The sequence below is a fragment of the Lachnoclostridium sp. An14 genome (assembly GCF_002160755.1).
Lineage (GTDB): Bacteria > Bacillota > Clostridia > Lachnospirales > Lachnospiraceae > Lachnoclostridium_A.
The window spans coordinates 1-14,501 of sequence record NZ_NFLE01000033.1; the positions used below are offsets into that span (position 1 = coordinate 1).

Here is a 14,501-nt window from a genome sequence, read left to right on the forward strand (position 1 = left end):
GGTTTTACATACTGTTTAATCTTCAATTATCAAGGTTCTTTGCTTTGTTGTTGTCTCAGCAGCAACTCTCTTATGTTATCACAAGTCGTTCGCTTTGTCAACAACTTTTTTTATTTTTTGAGGAAGTTTTTCATTCCTCAGTGCTGTCGTTTTTCGCAGCGGTTATTGATTTTATCATAACTCGTTTGCTTTGTCAACAGCTTTTTTTAAAAATTTTCGGAAGTCTTTTTCAAGACTTCCGAGCGCAGAAGGAGGGATTTGAACCCTCGCGCCGCTACTAACGACCTACTCCCTTTCCAGGGGAGCCCCTTCAGCCACTTGGGTACTTCTGCTGAATGTATCTTCTATATTTAATTGGCGGCTCGTTGTCCGTCCTAACGGAGAGAGTGGGATTCGAACCCACGCGCCCTTTCGGACAAACGGTTTTCAAGACCGCCTCGTTATGACCACTTCGATATCTCTCCATGTGCTTTCTTCCGCGTTCTTTGCTGTTCGTCTCAGCAGCTCTCGCCGAAGTGCTCATTCATTCTATCTAATCAGGCGCCATTTGTCAACCCTTTTTTTTATTTTTTTCAAATATTTTTCTCCGCAGCCATTTTTCCCCAGTTTTATGGGCGTTTTTCGGCGTGAAAAGCCGGAGAAAACGCCCGGATTTGCGGGAAATTTACCGCTTTGAGGCAAAATGGGCAGCGCGGGCCTTTAAAAAGGCCTCTGCCAGGATCATATCCTCTGGAGTGGTCACCTTGATATTCTCATAGTCTCCCATCACCAGCTTTACGCGGGTGTCTGTCATGGTCTCCACCACCATGGCGTCGTCGGTGACTCCCTGCTGGTACTCTGCCCTGGAAAACAGCTTTTCATACGCGGAAAGAATGAGGGAATAGGAAAATGCCTGGGGCGTCTGGATCTGCCACAGACGGTCCCGGGGCGGTGTTTCCCTGGCGAACTGCTCCTCGTCCGCGAGTTTGATAGTATCCTTGGCGGGTACGGCGATCACGCAGGCGCCGTAAGCCGCGGCTCCCTTAAGGGCATCGGATATGATGGTTTCCGTCAGAAGGGGCCTGGCGCCGTCGTGGATGAGGACGGACTCGATCCCCTGGCCGGAAAGGGCCTTTAAGCCCTCGTAAACAGAGTGGTAGCGTTCTTTCCCGCCGGCCACCACTGCCGTCACCTTGGAAAAGCCGAAGGCGGCGACAATCTCATTCTTACAATATGACAGTTCTTCCCGGCCGGTTACCAGCACGATCTGATCCACATCGCTCTCCTGAAACCGTTCCAGGGCATGGACAATCAGGGGCTTGCCGGCAAGCTCCATGAATTGTTTCTGAACGCTGCTTTTCATCCGTTTTCCCTGTCCGGCTGCCAGCACCACAGCCGCCGTTTTTCCCCCTGGTCGTTCCATGGACTATCTCTCCCCTAATTTCAGATTGGGCACCGCGTTTAAATCCCAGCCGGCGCGGGCGCCTTTCTGGTACTCATAGTAAGCCGCCACCCCGATCATGGCCGCGTTGTCGGTGCAGTAGATGGGGGACGGATGGTAAAAGCTTAAATGGGCTTTGCGGCAGGCTTTCTTCATCTCCGCCCGCAGAGCGGAGTTAGAGGCCACGCCGCCGGCGATGGCCACTTTGTCATAGCCGTATTCTTTAGCGGCGGCTACGGTGCGGCTCACCAGGGACTCCACCACCGCGTTCTGGAAGGAAGCCACCAGATCCGGCACACAGATTTCCTGGCCGGTCATTTTGGCGTGGTTGATGTAGTTTAACACGGCGGACTTTAAGCCGCTGAAGCTGAAGTCGTAGGGCGCGCCCTCCACTTTGGCCCGCGGGAATTCCACGGCGTGCTTATTTCCCTCTTTCGCCGTTTTGTCCACCTTGGGGCCGCCGGGATAGCCCAGGCCCACCGCTCTGGCCACCTTGTCAAAGGCCTCGCCGGCGGCATCGTCCCTGGTGCGGCCGATGATTTCAAATTCGCCGTAATCCTTCACCACCACCAGATGGGTGTGGCCGCCGGACACGATCAGGCAGATAAAGGGCGGCTCCAGGTCGGGATGCTCGATAAAATTGGCGGACACGTGGCCCTCGATGTGGTGTACGCCCACCAGAGGCTTTTTCGCCGCGTAGGCGATGGCCTTGGCCTCCGCCACCCCCACCAAAAGGGCGCCCACCAGTCCGGGGCCGTAGGTGACTCCGATGGCGGTGATGTCCTCTAAGGTCACCTGGGCCTCTGAAAGGGCCTCCTCGATGACCTGGTTGATCTTCTCAATATGTTTTCTGGAAGCGATCTCCGGCACTACGCCGCCGTACAGGGTGTGAAGGTCGATCTGGGAGGAGATCACGTTGGATAGGATCTCCCGGCCGTTTTTCACCACCGCTGCCGCCGTCTCGTCGCAGGAGCTCTCAATAGCCAGTATCAGGGTATCTTCGTTCATTCTTTTTCTCCTTCGTCAAACGCAAGCTCTAGGGTAAAGCCGTCTCTGGCCGCCTTGGAACGGGGGAAGATTTTCCGCACCGCGTCCATAAATTCCTCCGGCCGGTTTAAAGACGGGCTGTAATGGGTAAGCCACATTTCCTTCGGCTGTGCCTTCGCCGCCAGCCTGGCGGCCTCGTACATGGTCATATGCTTGTACTCCCGGGCTTTGGCCTCTTTTCCGTCCTCGCCGTACATTCCCTCGCAGATAAACAAATCCGCGTCCTGGGCGTACTCGGCGATCACCGGCACCGGGCGGGTGTCGGTGCAGTAGGTCACCTTCAGCCCCCGCCGCTCCGGGCCTAACACCATGTCGGGCGTAAATACCGTTCCGTCTAACTCCATGGTCTCCCCTTTTTGCAGGCGGCTCCAGAAACGCTGGGGGATGCCTGCCGCCCTGGCCCGCTCCACGTCAAATTTCCCCTTTCTGGGGATGGAAATGGAGTAGCCGTAGCAGATGACGTTGTGGTTGACCCGGTAGGCGTCGATGACGTAGGGACCGATCTGGAGGCGCTCCCTGGGCTCTGCCAGCTCAATAAACTTTAATGAAAAGGGCAGCTCCGGCGCGATCATCCGCAGGGCGCCCACCACCCGCTCCAGCCCTTTGGGGCCGATCAGGGTCAGGGGCTCCGTGCGCTCCGCGTTCCCCATGGTCAAAAGCAGGCCGGGAAGGCCGCTGATGTGGTCGGCGTGATAGTGGGTAAAGCAGATGACGTCAATGGGTTTCGGGCTCCAGCCCTTTTCCTTTAAGGCCACCTGGGTTCCCTCGCCGCAGTCGATCAGCAGGTTGCTCCCGTCGCAGCGGGCCATCATAGAGGTGAGCCACCGGTACGGAAGGGGCATCATCCCGCCTGTGCCGAGCAAACAAATATCTAACATAATATTCCTCATTTCTATTCTCACGAAAGCAGTGCCGGGAGCGATAGCTCCGTCTTCTGCCTGCGGGGCCGGACTGCGCCGGGCGGCTGTATGTTCGGCCCTATGTGGAATCATAGCACAGGTGACTGTGGGGAATCAAGCCTTTTTCCGGCGTGAATATCCGCATGAATATCCGCGCCATAGACGGTATTTGTGGCAGTTCGCCCATACCGGCATTTTTCCATAAAACGAAGAAAATCCCCTCCGCCTCTCAAAACGCCAGCCCTTCCGGCCGTCTGTTTTGAATCCGCGTGGGGATTTCCCTGGCTCCGCCTCCCGTTTCGGCGGACGCCTGTCCTGTACAAAAAAGTGGGAACTGCGCCAGCAGCCGCCCTCTGTGGCAGGTGTGCCTAAAAACACCGTTCTCTTTCCTGCTCTCTATAAAAGCTCTGTCTGTTCTTCCACCTCCACGGGAATGGCCAGCTCGTTCGCCAGGCGGTCGTAGCAGGCCTCGCACAGGTCCAGGTGATGGATCTCTCCGTCCTTTTCCGAAAAAAAGTCCCAGGCGTGGTCGATGCTCAAAAGCCCTTCCCGCACGATTCCTTCCTCCACCACCAGTTTTTTCCCGCAGCCGTTGCAGATCACCGTCTCCAGACGGCCGCCGTGTCCGTATCTTCGCATTCTTATCCTCACCTTCCTCTTATCGGCCCTCTGCCGCTCTGTCCGTATCCGGCCCCGCGCAAAGGGGAGCAGTCCCGCAAACCGCGCCCGTTTCCTGCAAGGTTCGGCTCCTGAAGGATCTGTTTCACGGAGGACGATTATTGCTGTGAAACAGTTTGTGAGCCGCGGCGCGCCTCCCGCGCCGGAACAAAGCTGCGCAAACAGCCAATTTCCCATAACGCAAAAAGCAGGGGCACCCATCCCGGATACCCCTACATGATACCATAGATCACGCTGATTTTAAGTGGTAATTCTTTCAAATCGAAACGCCATCCCCGTCCTCCAAAGGGGACAGGCTCCGCTCCATGAGGACGGCGTCCTCCGTGGGAAAGCGGTAATAGTCCTTCCTTCTGCCGTTTTCCTCAAATCCCGAGGCCCGGTAAAGAGCCAAAGCCGGCTTGTTTCCGGCCCGCACTTCCAGAAAAAGGCTGTCCGCTCCCGCCTCTCTGGCGGCCCGTTCCACCTGTTCCATCAGTTTCCTGGCGATGCCGCGGCCGCGGACGTCCGGGCGCACCGCAATGCGCAAAAGCTCCCCCTCTCCCGCTACCGTCCGCAAAATGGCGTAGCCCGCGAGGGTTTCCCCCACCCAGGCGGCGAACCCCTTATCCAGACGGCTCTCCTCTAAAGAAGCAAACTCCGGTTCCCCCCAGGGATCGGAAAAACAGACGGTTTCCAGGGCGGCGACGGCGGGGGCGTCCCCGTTTTTTAAAAGACAGATCCGGCAATCCGGCCCGGAAGGCCCGGAAACTCCCGAAAAAGAGCTTACGCCGCTCACAGGCTTTCTCCCAGCCGCTCCCGCTCCGCCTGGGATTTTCTCAGATAGTCGGGGCCGTGTTCGGCGGCCGTTTCCGTTTTCCCCTCAGCGAAGTAAATCGCTCCCAGGGCGGCCACCGCCGCTGCCCGCTGGCGGTTTAAATGGGCGGGTGCGAAGGCAACGGGCACCTTTACGCACTCCTCGATGATCTCCTTATAAACCGGCACGCCGTCCCCTAAAAATATCACCGGCTCTCCCAGGCCGTTCAGCTCCTCCGCCAGGGCACCCATATCCATGGCGCACTGCTCCTTTACGGCCTCCAGGCCGTTTTCCATGCGGTAAATGCCGGTGTAGACCTGATTTCTCTTGGCATCCATGATGGGGCAGACAAGGCCCCTGGCACCCCAGAGGTTCCAGGCCATGGCGTCCACCGTCGGAATATGGATCAGGGGTTTCTTTAACGCCAGCCCCAGCCCTTTGGCCGTGGCGGAACCGATCCGAAGGCCAGTAAAGGAGCCGGGGCCGCCAGACACGGCGATGGCGTCGATGGTCTCCAGCTCCGTCTCCGTCATCCTCACGATCTCGTCGATCATGGGAAGCAGGGTCTGGGAGTGGGTCTTTTTAAAGTTTACCGTGTATTCCGCCGTCAAAATATCATCCGTCACAATGGCCGCGGACGCCACCAGTGAGGAGCTTTCTATCCCTAATATCTTCATTCTTTTCCCTCCACCGTGATCCTGCGGTAGTCAAAGCCCCGTTCCATGTCCTTTTCGATGGTCACGCGGATCACCTTTTCCGGGAGAATCTCCCGAATCAGGCTGGACCACTCCACCAGGCTGACTCCATCTCCGTAAAAGCAGTCCTCATAGCCGATTTCCTCCATCTCCTCCACGTCCCCGATGCGGTACACGTCGAAATGATAGAGGGGGAGGCGGCCGTCCTCATACTGCTGCAAAATGGTAAAGGTGGGGCTGTTTACCGGCCCCTCGATGCCAAGACCGGCGGCAAAGCCCTGGGTGAACACGGTTTTTCCCGTCCCCAGATCGCCGTCCAGGCAGTAGACCTCCCCCGCCTGCGCCTCCCGGCCCAGGCGTTTTCCAAGCTCATACGTTTCCTGCGCGCTGTACGTTTCCACAACCATATTATAATCCTTTCCATCGCTCCTTCGGCAGATGTTTCCGCACCAGAGCCGCAAACTCCTCCATCCGCTCTCCCACCACAGAGACGGGCAGCAGATAGGCATGGATGCGGTCGGTGTAGATGATGACCATGTGTTTCGTGCGAATCAGCTTCACAATCCGGTCCCAGGGAAGCTCCTGTATCTGATCCGCCTGGGAAACCGTCACCAGCTCCTCTCCAAATTCCATCCGCAGCGTCTCCCGGATGCCGGCGGTTTTCGCCTGTTTCCTGGACTTGAGATAGAGCAGCAGCGGCTGCCACACGGAAAACGCCAGGGCACACACCACCAGAAGGGCGATGTAGCCGCCGGACAGCTGGTCGCGGGCAAAGATCAGGCAGAGCACGGCCGCCGCGGTAAACAGCAGGTTAAAGATCCCCTGCAGCCCGCGGTTTACGTGATACATGGAAAACCGCCACAGATCCGTGGCATCCAGGTTGATTTCAAATTTCATGCGATCTCTCCTCTCCGGGCGCAGCCCGGAAATCCGTCTACAGTTTCATGGTCAGGCTGATCCGTTTCTTCTGCAAATCCACAGACAGCACCTTGACCTCCACAATATCCCCCACGCTCACGGCCTCCAGGGGATGCTTGATATAGCGCTCCGTCATCTGGGAAACGTGTACCAGCCCGTCCTGATGGACGCCGATGTCCACAAACGCCCCGAAGTCGATCACGTTCCGCACCGTTCCCTTTAACACCATGCCGGGAGTTAAATCCTTCATCTCCAGCACATCCGTGCGGAGAATGGGTTTTGGCATCTCCTCCCGCGGGTCTCTGGCCGGCTTTTCCAGCTCGCCCACAATGTCCCGCAGAGTGATGTCTCCCACCTCCAGCTCAGCAGCCAGCTTTTTGTAGTCGTGGATCTTTTTCCCCAGCTCCCGCAGCCCGCCTTTGGAGATGTCCTCCGGCTGGTAGCCCAGTTTCTTTAAAAGGGCATTGGCGGCGGCGTAGCTCTCCGGGTGAACGCTGGTGCCGTCCAGGGGATTTTTCCCTCCCTGGATGCGCATGAAACCGGCGCACTGCTCAAAGGCCTTGGGCCCCAGCTTTGCCACCTTCAACAGCTGCTTTCTGTCGGTGAAAGCCCCGTTTTCCTCCCGGTAGGTGACAATGTTTTTGGCGATGGTCTTATTGATGCCGGAAATGTACTCCAGCAGGGAGGCGGAGGCGGTATTCAAATCCACGCCCACCTTGTTGACACAGTCCTCCACCACGCCCTGAAGGGTCTCGCTCAAATGCTTCTGGTTCATGTCGTGCTGGTACTGGCCCACGCCGATGGACTTGGGGTCGATCTTTACCAGCTCCGCCAGAGGATCCTGAAGCCGTCTGGCGATGGAGACGGCGCTTCTCTGTCCCACGTCAAACTTGGGGAATTCCTCCGCGGCCAGCTTGCTGGCGGAGTAGACGGAGGCGCCGGCCTCATTTACAATCACGTACTGCACCGGCTCCTTGATTTCCTTTAAAAGCTCCACGATGATCTGCTCCGACTCCCTGGAAGCGGTGCCGTTTCCCACAGAAATCAGGGTGATGCCGTAGGTTTTGATCAGTTTCTTTAAGATTTCCTTGGACTCCGCCACCTTGTTCTGTGGGGCAGTGGGGTAAATCACCACCGTGTCCAGCACCTTTCCCGTGCCGTCCACTACCGCCAGCTTGCAGCCGGTGCGGAAGGCCGGATCCCAGCCCAGCACCACCTGTCCGGCGATGGGCGGCTGCATAAGGAGCTGCTCTAAGTTCTTTCCAAATACCCGGATCGCTCCGTCCTCCGCTTTTTCCGTCAGCTCATTGCGGATTTCCCGCTCAATGGCGGGGGCGATGAGACGCTTATAGCTGTCCTCAATGACAGCCCGCAGCACCGGGGTGGTGTAGGGGTTCTCCCTGGTGATCACCTGTTTCTCCAGGTAGCGGAGAATGGTCTCCTCCGGGGCCTGGATCTTCACTGTGAGGATTTTTTCCGCCTCTCCCCGGTTGATAGCCAGAATCCGGTGGCCGGCGCACTTTCTCACCGGCTCCTCGTACTGGTAGTAATTTTCATAGACAGACTGGGCCTTCTCGTCTTTGGCAGACGACTGGAGACTGCCCTGATCCCTGGTGGCCCGGCGGATGTAGGTGCGGTACCTGGCGTCGTCGGAAATCCGCTCCGCCAGGATGTCCATGGCTCCCGCCAGGGCGTCCTTCGCGGTCTCTACCCCCTTTTCCTCGGAAACGTAGGCGGCGGCAGCCGTCTCCAGCGGCTCCTGCGCCATCTGTAAAAGGATCAGGTCCGCCAGGGGCTCCAGCCCTTTTTCCTTGGCGATCATGGCTCTGGTGCGCCGTTTCGGCCGGTAGGGACGGTAGAGGTCTTCCACCGCCACCATGGTCATGGCGTTCCGGATCTGGGCCTCCAGCTCCGGCGTCAGCTTTTCCTGGTCGCGGATGGTGGCGATCACCTGCTCCTTTTTCTCCTCCAGGGTCCGCAGATATTTCAAACGCTCATCCAGCGCCCGCAGCACCTCATCGTTTAAGGAGCCGGTGGCCTCCTTGCGGTAACGGGCGATGAAGGGGATGGTATTCCCCTCGTCGATGAGTTTCACCGCAGCCTCCGCCTGGGCGTATTTGATGTTCAGTTCTGTTTGCAGAGTTTTAATAATGTCCATACGTTCTTCGGTCCTCCGTAAATGGTTGGGTTGCGCCGTCCGCTGGTTTGCCGTTTCGCGGCCCGGTGCTTACGGGTGCAATTATACCCCGCGGCCTCCCATCTTGTCCAGACATTCTTTTCCCGGCTGGACAATCCCGGGATTTCATGTTAAGATGTTCTGGTATTTTCAACTGCACGGACGTGCGTTACGGAGGATGATCCATGAATCCTAAAAATAACACGGAAAGCCTGGCAGCCCGGCTGGCCACATTTTCAGTGCTCACAGGCGGGGCCTCGGTCCTGATGTGCATCTCCCCCCTGTTCCAGTTTCCTCTGGCCATGGCGGGACTTACTTTGGCGCTGCTGTCCAGGGTCCAGAATGAGAAAAAGTTTTCCGGCCCGGCCATGACCGGACTGATCCTGTCCATCGCGGGCATTGTCATCAGCCTTTTTACCTTTGCCATGGCCATGCTGGTGTACAACGTGATTCTGCCCCACCCGGTTCTGGGAAAAGACTATATGGAGCTGTACCGCCAGTTTTTTGACGGCGTGGGAGGGATCCCCAGCCTGTAGGCGGCCCGGCTGTGAATGGACAGACAACACAAACAAAAAGCAGAAACGGATTTTCCAGACATATCGTGTCTGAGACCGTTTCTGCTTTTTTTCTTATCCTTTTTCCTTCGCCTGCTTACGCCAGCAAATCCACGCCCTTTACCAACAGCATATAATTCTTAAAAATCCAGTTGACCAGAGCCAGGGCCGCGCCGCCATAGAGGAACGGATTCAGCCGGTAAACGGAAGGCGCCGGGCGTCCCCTAAATCTCGCCCACAGTTTCCAGAGCCCAAATCCCAGAAACACCGCCGCGGCGTAGCACACCATGGGATTGTAGCGCAGGCTGGTGAGTATATGGCCTGTGAGCAGGGCCTTCGCCGCCCGCGTCCCGCCGCATCCGGGGCAGTACGCCCCCGTCAGCAGATGGAATACGCAGGGAATCCCTAGTTTCCAGAACAGGCTGGAAATCGTCTCCGCCACAGCTTTACTCTCCCGCCAGGATCTTCACGTAGTGGACGTTTGCCATCTCCTGGATCTCGTCCGCCAGGCCGGACACGTCCCCGGTCTGGATGCCTACGCCTACGCTCAAGGTCACCGTGGCCACCCCGTTCACCGGGATACTCTGGTGAATGGTGAGAATATTGGCCTTGCAGGCCGCCACGTGGCCCAAAATCTCCGCCAGACAGCCCTGCACGTCGTCCATCTGGATCACCAGGGTCACCGTCTTCCCCTTCGTATTGTCGTAAAAGGGGAAAATATCGTCCTTATACTTGTAAAAAGAGCTGCGGCTGATACCGACCCGGTCTGCCGCCTCCTGTATGGTCATCACCCGCTCCGTTTCCAGCAGCCGTTTGGCCTCCACCACTTTTAAAAGAACCTCCGGGACCGCCTTCTGTTTTACCACAAAATATTTGCTTTTCTCTTTCATAAGTCCTCTCATGTATGGAATGGAAATACATCTGTTTCTCCTACAAAGAATATCACGTCCGCCGCGGAAATGCAAGCGAAACAGGCGGCCCATCCGGTTTCCCGGCGGTACCGCCCGTATCAGTTGAAAACGTGTGCTTTGCGGCGCGCCCTGCGCCGCCGGCGGGTTTACAGATCGTCCCCGCCGTCGTCCTGAGGCTTTCCGCCCAGGCTCTGCCATTTTAAGTACGCGCTGATAAAGGGATCCAAAGCGCCGTCCAGTACGGCCTGGGCGTTTCCGCTCTCGCAGCCGGTGCGGTGATCCTTCACCATGGTATAGGGCTGCAGTACATAGGAACGGATCTGGCTGCCCCAGCCGATCTCCTTCACGTCGCCGCGGATGTCGGAAAGCTTTTCCGCGTTCTCCTGCTGCTTTAACAAAAACAGCTTGGCCTTCAGCATCTGCATGGCCTTATCCTTGTTCTGGAACTGAGATCTCTCGTTCTGGCACTGCACCACGATTCCTGTGGGAATGTGGGTGATACGGATGGCGGAGGACGTCTTGTTGACGTGCTGGCCGCCGGCTCCGCTGGAGCGGTACGTATCAATGCGCAGGTCGTCCTGGTTGATGTCCACGTCCAGATCTTCCTCGATGTCCGGCATCACGTCACAGGACACGAAGGAGGTCTGCCGCTTGCCCGCGGCGTTGAACGGGGAAATGCGCACCAGGCGGTGTACGCCGTGCTCCGACTTTAAATAGCCGTAGGCGTTCTCGCCGTTGATCTGCACGGTCACGGACTTGATGCCCGCCTCGTCGCCGTCCAGGTAGTCTAAAACCTCCGTGGAAAAGCCCTTGCTGTCTGCCCAGCGGCAGTACATCCGGTACAGCATCCCGCACCAGTCGCAGGACTCGGTGCCGCCGGCTCCCGCGTTTAAGCGCAGAATGGCATTGGCACGGTCATAGGCGCCGGACAGCAGGGTGCCGATCCGCAGGGTTTCCAGCTTTTCCTTAAAGGAAGCGAGCATTTCCCCGATTTCCGGGATCAGGGACGGGTCGTTTTCCTCCTGTCCCATCTCGATCATCAGGCCGATCTCCTCGTACTCCTCCTCCAGTTTCTGAAAGCCTTCCACCGTATCTTTTAAATTCTTTGCTTCCTTCATCAGCTTGGTGGAGCGGTCCGGGTCGTTCCAGAAATCCGGCTCCTCCATGTATTTGTCCAATTCAGCGATTCGCTTTACCTTACTGTCCAGGTTAAAGTGAATCCCTCACTTCCACTAATGGTTTGTCGAGCGTGGATAGCTCGTATTTGAACTGGTCTAACTCTACCACTAATGTCACCTTCTTTCCTGTTTTCCTTACTTTTATGCTTTTATGCCGCGCGGCCGTCTGGCAGCTCTCTGTCTCGTCCGCGGGGCGTCGGCTGCCGGGCTGGCGTCCCGGCCGCCGGCTGAAACGGGCAGTCTCCGGCTGTTACACCGGTTTTCTGCCGCAGCACTGCTTGTATTTCTTTCCGCTTCCGCAGGGGCACGGGTCGTTGGGGTAGATCTTTTTGATCTCGCGGCGTTTCGGCTCCGCCACGGCGCTGGTGTCCTTATTGGTGCCGGTCACCTTGGCAGCCGGCTCCCGCTCCACCTTCTGCTCTACCCGAATGTGCATAAGGATGCGCACCGTATCCTCCTGGATGGCGGCGGTCATGCCCTCGAACATCTCGTAGGCGCTCATCTTATACTCGATCAGCGGGTCGCGCTGGCCGTAGGCCTGCAGGCCGATGCCCTGGCGCAGCTGATCCATATCGTCGATGTGGGACATCCACTTATTGTCAATGACCTTTAAGAGCACCACGCGCTCGATCTCACGGATCTGCTCCGGATCGGGGAACTCCGCCTCCTTGGCCTCGTACAGCTTAATGGCCGTTTCCTTCAGGTAGTGCTTGAGCTCGTTCTTCTTCATGGCCTTCACCTCGTCGGTGAGGGTCACCGGGCGCAGGGGCACGATGGGAAGGAGCAGGCTGTTTAACTCCTTAAAGTCCCAGTTCTCCGCGCTCTGCTCGTCGGAGATGCACATATCTACCGCATTCTCCACAATGTCCGTGATCATCTTTAAGATCAGGTCTCTCATGTTGCCGCCGTTTAACACCTTCTGGCGCTCAGCGTAGATGATCTCTCTCTGCTCGTTGTTCACCTCGTCGTATTTGAGGAGGTTCTCACGGATGCCGTAGTTGTTGTTCTCGATCTTCATCTGGGCCTTCTCGATGGCGTTGGACAGCATCTTGTGCTCGATCTGCTCGCCCTCCGGCACGCCTAAGGCATTAAACATACTCATCAGGCGCTCGGAACCAAACAAACGCATGAGATCGTCCTCCAGGGAGATGTAGAACCGGGATTCACCGGGGTCGCCCTGACGTCCGGAACGGCCGCGCAGCTGATTGTCAATCCGTCTGGACTCGTGGCGCTCCGTGCCGATGATCTTTAATCCGCCTAAGTTTCTGGACTCCTCGTCCAGCTTGATGTCCGTACCACGGCCGGCCATGTTGGTGGCGATGGTCACGGCGCCGTGGATACCGGCGTCTGCCACGATCTCCGCCTCCAGCTCATGGTATTTGGCGTTCAATACCTTGTGGGGAATGCCCCGTTTCTTTAACATCCGGCTGAGCATCTCGGAGGTCTCGATGGTGATGGTACCCACCAGCACCGGCTGGCCCTTCTCGTGGGTCTCCACAATCTCGTTCACCACCGCGTTAAATTTCTCTTTCTTCGTCTTATAGACGGCGTCCTCGTGATCCACGCGAATCACCGGACGGTTGGTGGGGATGGCAATGGCGTCCATGCCGTAGGTGTTGCGGAACTCCTTCTCCTCTGTGAGGGCCGTACCGGTCATGCCGGATTTTTTACGGAATTTATTAAAGAAGTTCTGGAAGGTGATGGTCGCCAGGGTTTTGCTCTCCCTCTTTACCTTTACGTGCTCCTTCGCCTCAATGGCCTGGTGCAGGCCGTCGGAATAGCGGCGTCCCGGCATAATACGGCCGGTGAACTCGTCTACGATGAGCACCTCGTCGTCCTTTACCACGTAGTCCTTGTCCCGGAACATCAGATAGTTTGCCCGCAGGGCCAGGATGATGTTGTGCTGAATCTCCAGGTTCTCCGGATCGGCCAGGTTCTCAATGTGGAAGAAGTCCTCCACCTTCTTTACGCCCTGCTCCGTCAGGTTTACGATCTTATCCTTTTCATTTACAATGAAGTCTCCTGACTCCTCGATTTCCTCGCCCATGATGGCCGCCATCTTGGAAAACTCCGCGGATTCCTCGCCCCGCTCCAGCTGGCGGGCTAAAATATCGCAGACCTCGTAGAGCTTTGTGGACTTTCCGCTCTGGCCGGAAATGATCAGAGGCGTTCTGGCCTCGTCGATGAGCACGGAGTCCACCTCGTCGATGATGGCGTAATCCAGCTCCCGGAGCACCATCTGCTCCTTGTAAATAGCCATGTTGTCGCGGAGGTAGTCAAATCCCAGCTCGTTGTTCGTCACGTAGGTGATGTCGCAGGCGTAGGCTTTCTTTCTCTCCTCGGTGGTCATGCTGTTGAGCACCACGCCCACCGTCAGGCCCAGGAACTCATGGACGCGGCCCATCCACTCCGCGTCACGCTTTGCCAGATAATCGTTGACCGTGACGATGTGGACGCCTTTTCCTGCCAGGGCATTTAAGTAGGCCGGGGCGGTGGAAACCAGTGTCTTACCTTCACCGGTTCTCATCTCCGCGATTCTGCCCTGATGAAGGACAATGCCGCCGATGAGCTGCACCCGGTAGTGCTCCATATTCAGCGTGCGCTTTGCCGCCTCTCTCACTGCCGCGAAGGCCTCCGGCAGAAGATCGTCCAGAGTCTCCCCCTCTGCCAGCCTCTCCTTAAACTGTCTCGTCTTGTCCCGCAGCTCCTCGTCGGAGAGTTTCTGCATCTCCGGTCTCAACGCGTCTATTTTATCCACAATGGGATAAATGAGCTTTAACTCCCGCTCGCTGTGTGTGCCAAAGACTTTTTCAAAAACGTTCATTTAAATTCTCCTACTACATATATAAATATAATTCACAGGTTCCCCAGGGATTCACGGGGAGGACGGGTCTGTTCCGTCCGCGGCTCCTGGGACGCCCCGGCAAAACGCGCCGTGGGCGGGTCCTGTCGGATTCCCTGTCACATTCCGCCGCCATGGTGCAAGTAGCGGAATATACCATAATCTTGTATATTGTAACACCTTCCTCCCGCTTATTCAACTTGTTCATGAAAAATTAACAATATTCACGGCTCCGTCATATTTCCAGTGTTTACATAAAAGGAATTTTATGGTAAACTTAGCACATTGCACAAGAACACAGGTTCCTTTTGTGGTTATCCACATTATCCACACTTTCCTTCGACAAAATCCCTCAATTTTGTCCACACCGGAAAATCGCCTTTTTCACAG

Annotated in this window: 15 protein-coding genes and 2 tRNA genes; 2 read left to right on the forward strand and 15 right to left on the reverse strand. The window is 56.9% G+C overall.

All coding sequences use genetic code 11. The annotated features are described in order from the left end of the window. Positions 1–281 (forward strand): hypothetical protein (locus B5E84_RS20880; RefSeq protein WP_204248601.1); only part of this gene is annotated, 281 nt, incomplete at its 5' end. On the opposite strand, the gene B5E84_RS15515 is transcribed toward B5E84_RS20880, so the two are convergent. From B5E84_RS15515 to B5E84_RS15565, 11 genes are all read right to left on the reverse strand, one after another. Then, positions 244–332 (reverse strand) — tRNA-Ser (locus tag B5E84_RS15515). The two genes, B5E84_RS20880 and B5E84_RS15515, sit on opposite strands and share 38 nt — an antisense overlap. Positions 333–378: 46 nt before the next feature. Further along, positions 379–464: transfer RNA gene (locus tag B5E84_RS15520), tRNA-Ser, on the reverse strand. A gap of 200 nt (positions 465–664) precedes the next feature. Then, a complete protein-coding gene (gene ispD, locus B5E84_RS15525) occupies positions 665–1,402 on the reverse strand; it encodes a 2-C-methyl-D-erythritol 4-phosphate cytidylyltransferase (protein WP_087224386.1) in 738 nt (245 codons plus the stop codon). Between the two features lie 3 nt (positions 1,403–1,405). Then, entirely contained in the window at positions 1,406–2,428 is a 1,023-nt protein-coding gene (gene tsaD / locus B5E84_RS15530) for a tRNA (adenosine(37)-N6)-threonylcarbamoyltransferase complex transferase subunit TsaD (protein WP_087224388.1), read from the reverse strand. After that, a complete protein-coding gene (locus B5E84_RS15535) occupies positions 2,425–3,345 on the reverse strand; it encodes a ribonuclease Z (RefSeq protein ID WP_087224390.1) in 921 nt (306 codons plus the stop codon). The genes tsaD and B5E84_RS15535 overlap by 4 nt, the downstream gene beginning before the upstream one ends. A 417-nt stretch (positions 3,346–3,762) precedes the next feature. Continuing rightward, positions 3,763–4,005 (reverse strand): hypothetical protein, encoded by a 243-nt coding sequence (locus B5E84_RS15540; RefSeq protein ID WP_087224393.1) that lies wholly within the window; start codon positions 4,003–4,005, stop codon positions 3,763–3,765. 295 nt (positions 4,006–4,300) lie between these two features. Beyond that, positions 4,301–4,819, reverse strand: a complete 519-nt coding sequence (gene rimI, locus B5E84_RS15545) for a ribosomal protein S18-alanine N-acetyltransferase (protein WP_242963408.1) — start codon at positions 4,817–4,819, stop codon at positions 4,301–4,303. Next, positions 4,816–5,514 (reverse strand): tRNA (adenosine(37)-N6)-threonylcarbamoyltransferase complex dimerization subunit type 1 TsaB, encoded by a 699-nt coding sequence (tsaB, locus tag B5E84_RS15550; protein ID WP_087224395.1) that lies wholly within the window; start codon positions 5,512–5,514, stop codon positions 4,816–4,818. Before tsaB ends, rimI begins: the two co-directional genes overlap by 4 nt. Next, positions 5,511–5,939, reverse strand: a complete 429-nt coding sequence (gene tsaE, locus B5E84_RS15555) for a tRNA (adenosine(37)-N6)-threonylcarbamoyltransferase complex ATPase subunit type 1 TsaE (RefSeq protein ID WP_087224397.1) — start codon at positions 5,937–5,939, stop codon at positions 5,511–5,513. Before tsaE ends, tsaB begins: the two co-directional genes overlap by 4 nt. A 1-nt stretch (position 5,940) precedes the next feature. After that, positions 5,941–6,429, reverse strand: coding sequence for a YcxB family protein (locus B5E84_RS15560; RefSeq protein WP_087224399.1), 489 nt, complete (start codon positions 6,427–6,429; stop codon positions 5,941–5,943). Between the two features lie 37 nt (positions 6,430–6,466). Further along, a complete protein-coding gene (locus B5E84_RS15565) occupies positions 6,467–8,608 on the reverse strand; it encodes a Tex family protein (RefSeq protein ID WP_087224401.1) in 2,142 nt (713 codons plus the stop codon). 203 nt (positions 8,609–8,811) lie between these two features. Between B5E84_RS15565 and B5E84_RS15570 the strand changes: the two genes are divergently transcribed. After that, complete coding sequence (locus B5E84_RS15570) at positions 8,812–9,162, forward strand: hypothetical protein (protein WP_087224403.1); 351 nt, start codon at positions 8,812–8,814, stop codon at positions 9,160–9,162. Positions 9,163–9,277: 115 nt separating this feature from the next. Here the strand turns inward: B5E84_RS15570 and B5E84_RS15575 are convergent, their stop codons facing one another. The 4 genes from B5E84_RS15575 to secA all read right to left on the reverse strand — a co-directional run bounded on the left by B5E84_RS15575 (position 9,278) and on the right by secA (position 14,093). Beyond that, complete coding sequence (locus B5E84_RS15575; RefSeq protein ID WP_087224405.1) at positions 9,278–9,622, reverse strand: DUF2752 domain-containing protein; 345 nt, start codon at positions 9,620–9,622, stop codon at positions 9,278–9,280. 4 nt (positions 9,623–9,626) lie between these two features. Further along, entirely contained in the window at positions 9,627–10,070 is a 444-nt protein-coding gene (locus B5E84_RS15580) for an ACT domain-containing protein (RefSeq protein WP_087224407.1), read from the reverse strand. Positions 10,071–10,237: 167 nt separating this feature from the next. After that, positions 10,238–11,378 (reverse strand): peptide chain release factor 2 gene (gene prfB, locus B5E84_RS15585; RefSeq protein WP_143469256.1). Its coding sequence is split into 2 segments (ribosomal slippage): positions 10,238–11,302 and positions 11,304–11,378, totalling 1,140 coding nucleotides; the frame shifts between segments, so codons are not numbered across the junction. 141 nt (positions 11,379–11,519) lie between these two features. Continuing rightward, a complete protein-coding gene (gene secA, locus B5E84_RS15590) occupies positions 11,520–14,093 on the reverse strand; it encodes a preprotein translocase subunit SecA (RefSeq protein WP_087224411.1) in 2,574 nt (857 codons plus the stop codon). Positions 14,094–14,501: the final 408 nt, after the last annotated feature.

Bases quoted from the DNA above. Each gene is read 5' to 3' on its own strand.
- ispD (WP_087224386.1), bottom strand. From the start codon at position 1,402: ATGGAACGACCAGGGGGAAAAACGGCGGCTGTGGTGCTGGCAGCCGGA.
- tsaD (WP_087224388.1), bottom strand. From the start codon at position 2,428: ATGAACGAAGATACCCTGATACTGGCTATTGAGAGCTCCTGCGACGAG.
- B5E84_RS15535 (WP_087224390.1), bottom strand. From the start codon at position 3,345: ATGTTAGATATTTGTTTGCTCGGCACAGGCGGGATGATGCCCCTTCCG.
- B5E84_RS15540 (WP_087224393.1), bottom strand. From the start codon at position 4,005: ATGCGAAGATACGGACACGGCGGCCGTCTGGAGACGGTGATCTGCAAC.
- tsaB (WP_087224395.1), bottom strand. From the start codon at position 5,514: ATGAAGATATTAGGGATAGAAAGCTCCTCACTGGTGGCGTCCGCGGCC.
- tsaE (WP_087224397.1), bottom strand. From the start codon at position 5,939: ATGGTTGTGGAAACGTACAGCGCGCAGGAAACGTATGAGCTTGGAAAA.
- B5E84_RS15560 (WP_087224399.1), bottom strand. From the start codon at position 6,429: ATGAAATTTGAAATCAACCTGGATGCCACGGATCTGTGGCGGTTTTCC.
- B5E84_RS15565 (WP_087224401.1), bottom strand. From the start codon at position 8,608: ATGGACATTATTAAAACTCTGCAAACAGAACTGAACATCAAATACGCC.
- B5E84_RS15570 (WP_087224403.1), top strand. From the start codon at position 8,812: ATGAATCCTAAAAATAACACGGAAAGCCTGGCAGCCCGGCTGGCCACA.
- B5E84_RS15580 (WP_087224407.1), bottom strand. From the start codon at position 10,070: ATGAAAGAGAAAAGCAAATATTTTGTGGTAAAACAGAAGGCGGTCCCG.
- secA (WP_087224411.1), bottom strand. From the start codon at position 14,093: ATGAACGTTTTTGAAAAAGTCTTTGGCACACACAGCGAGCGGGAGTTA.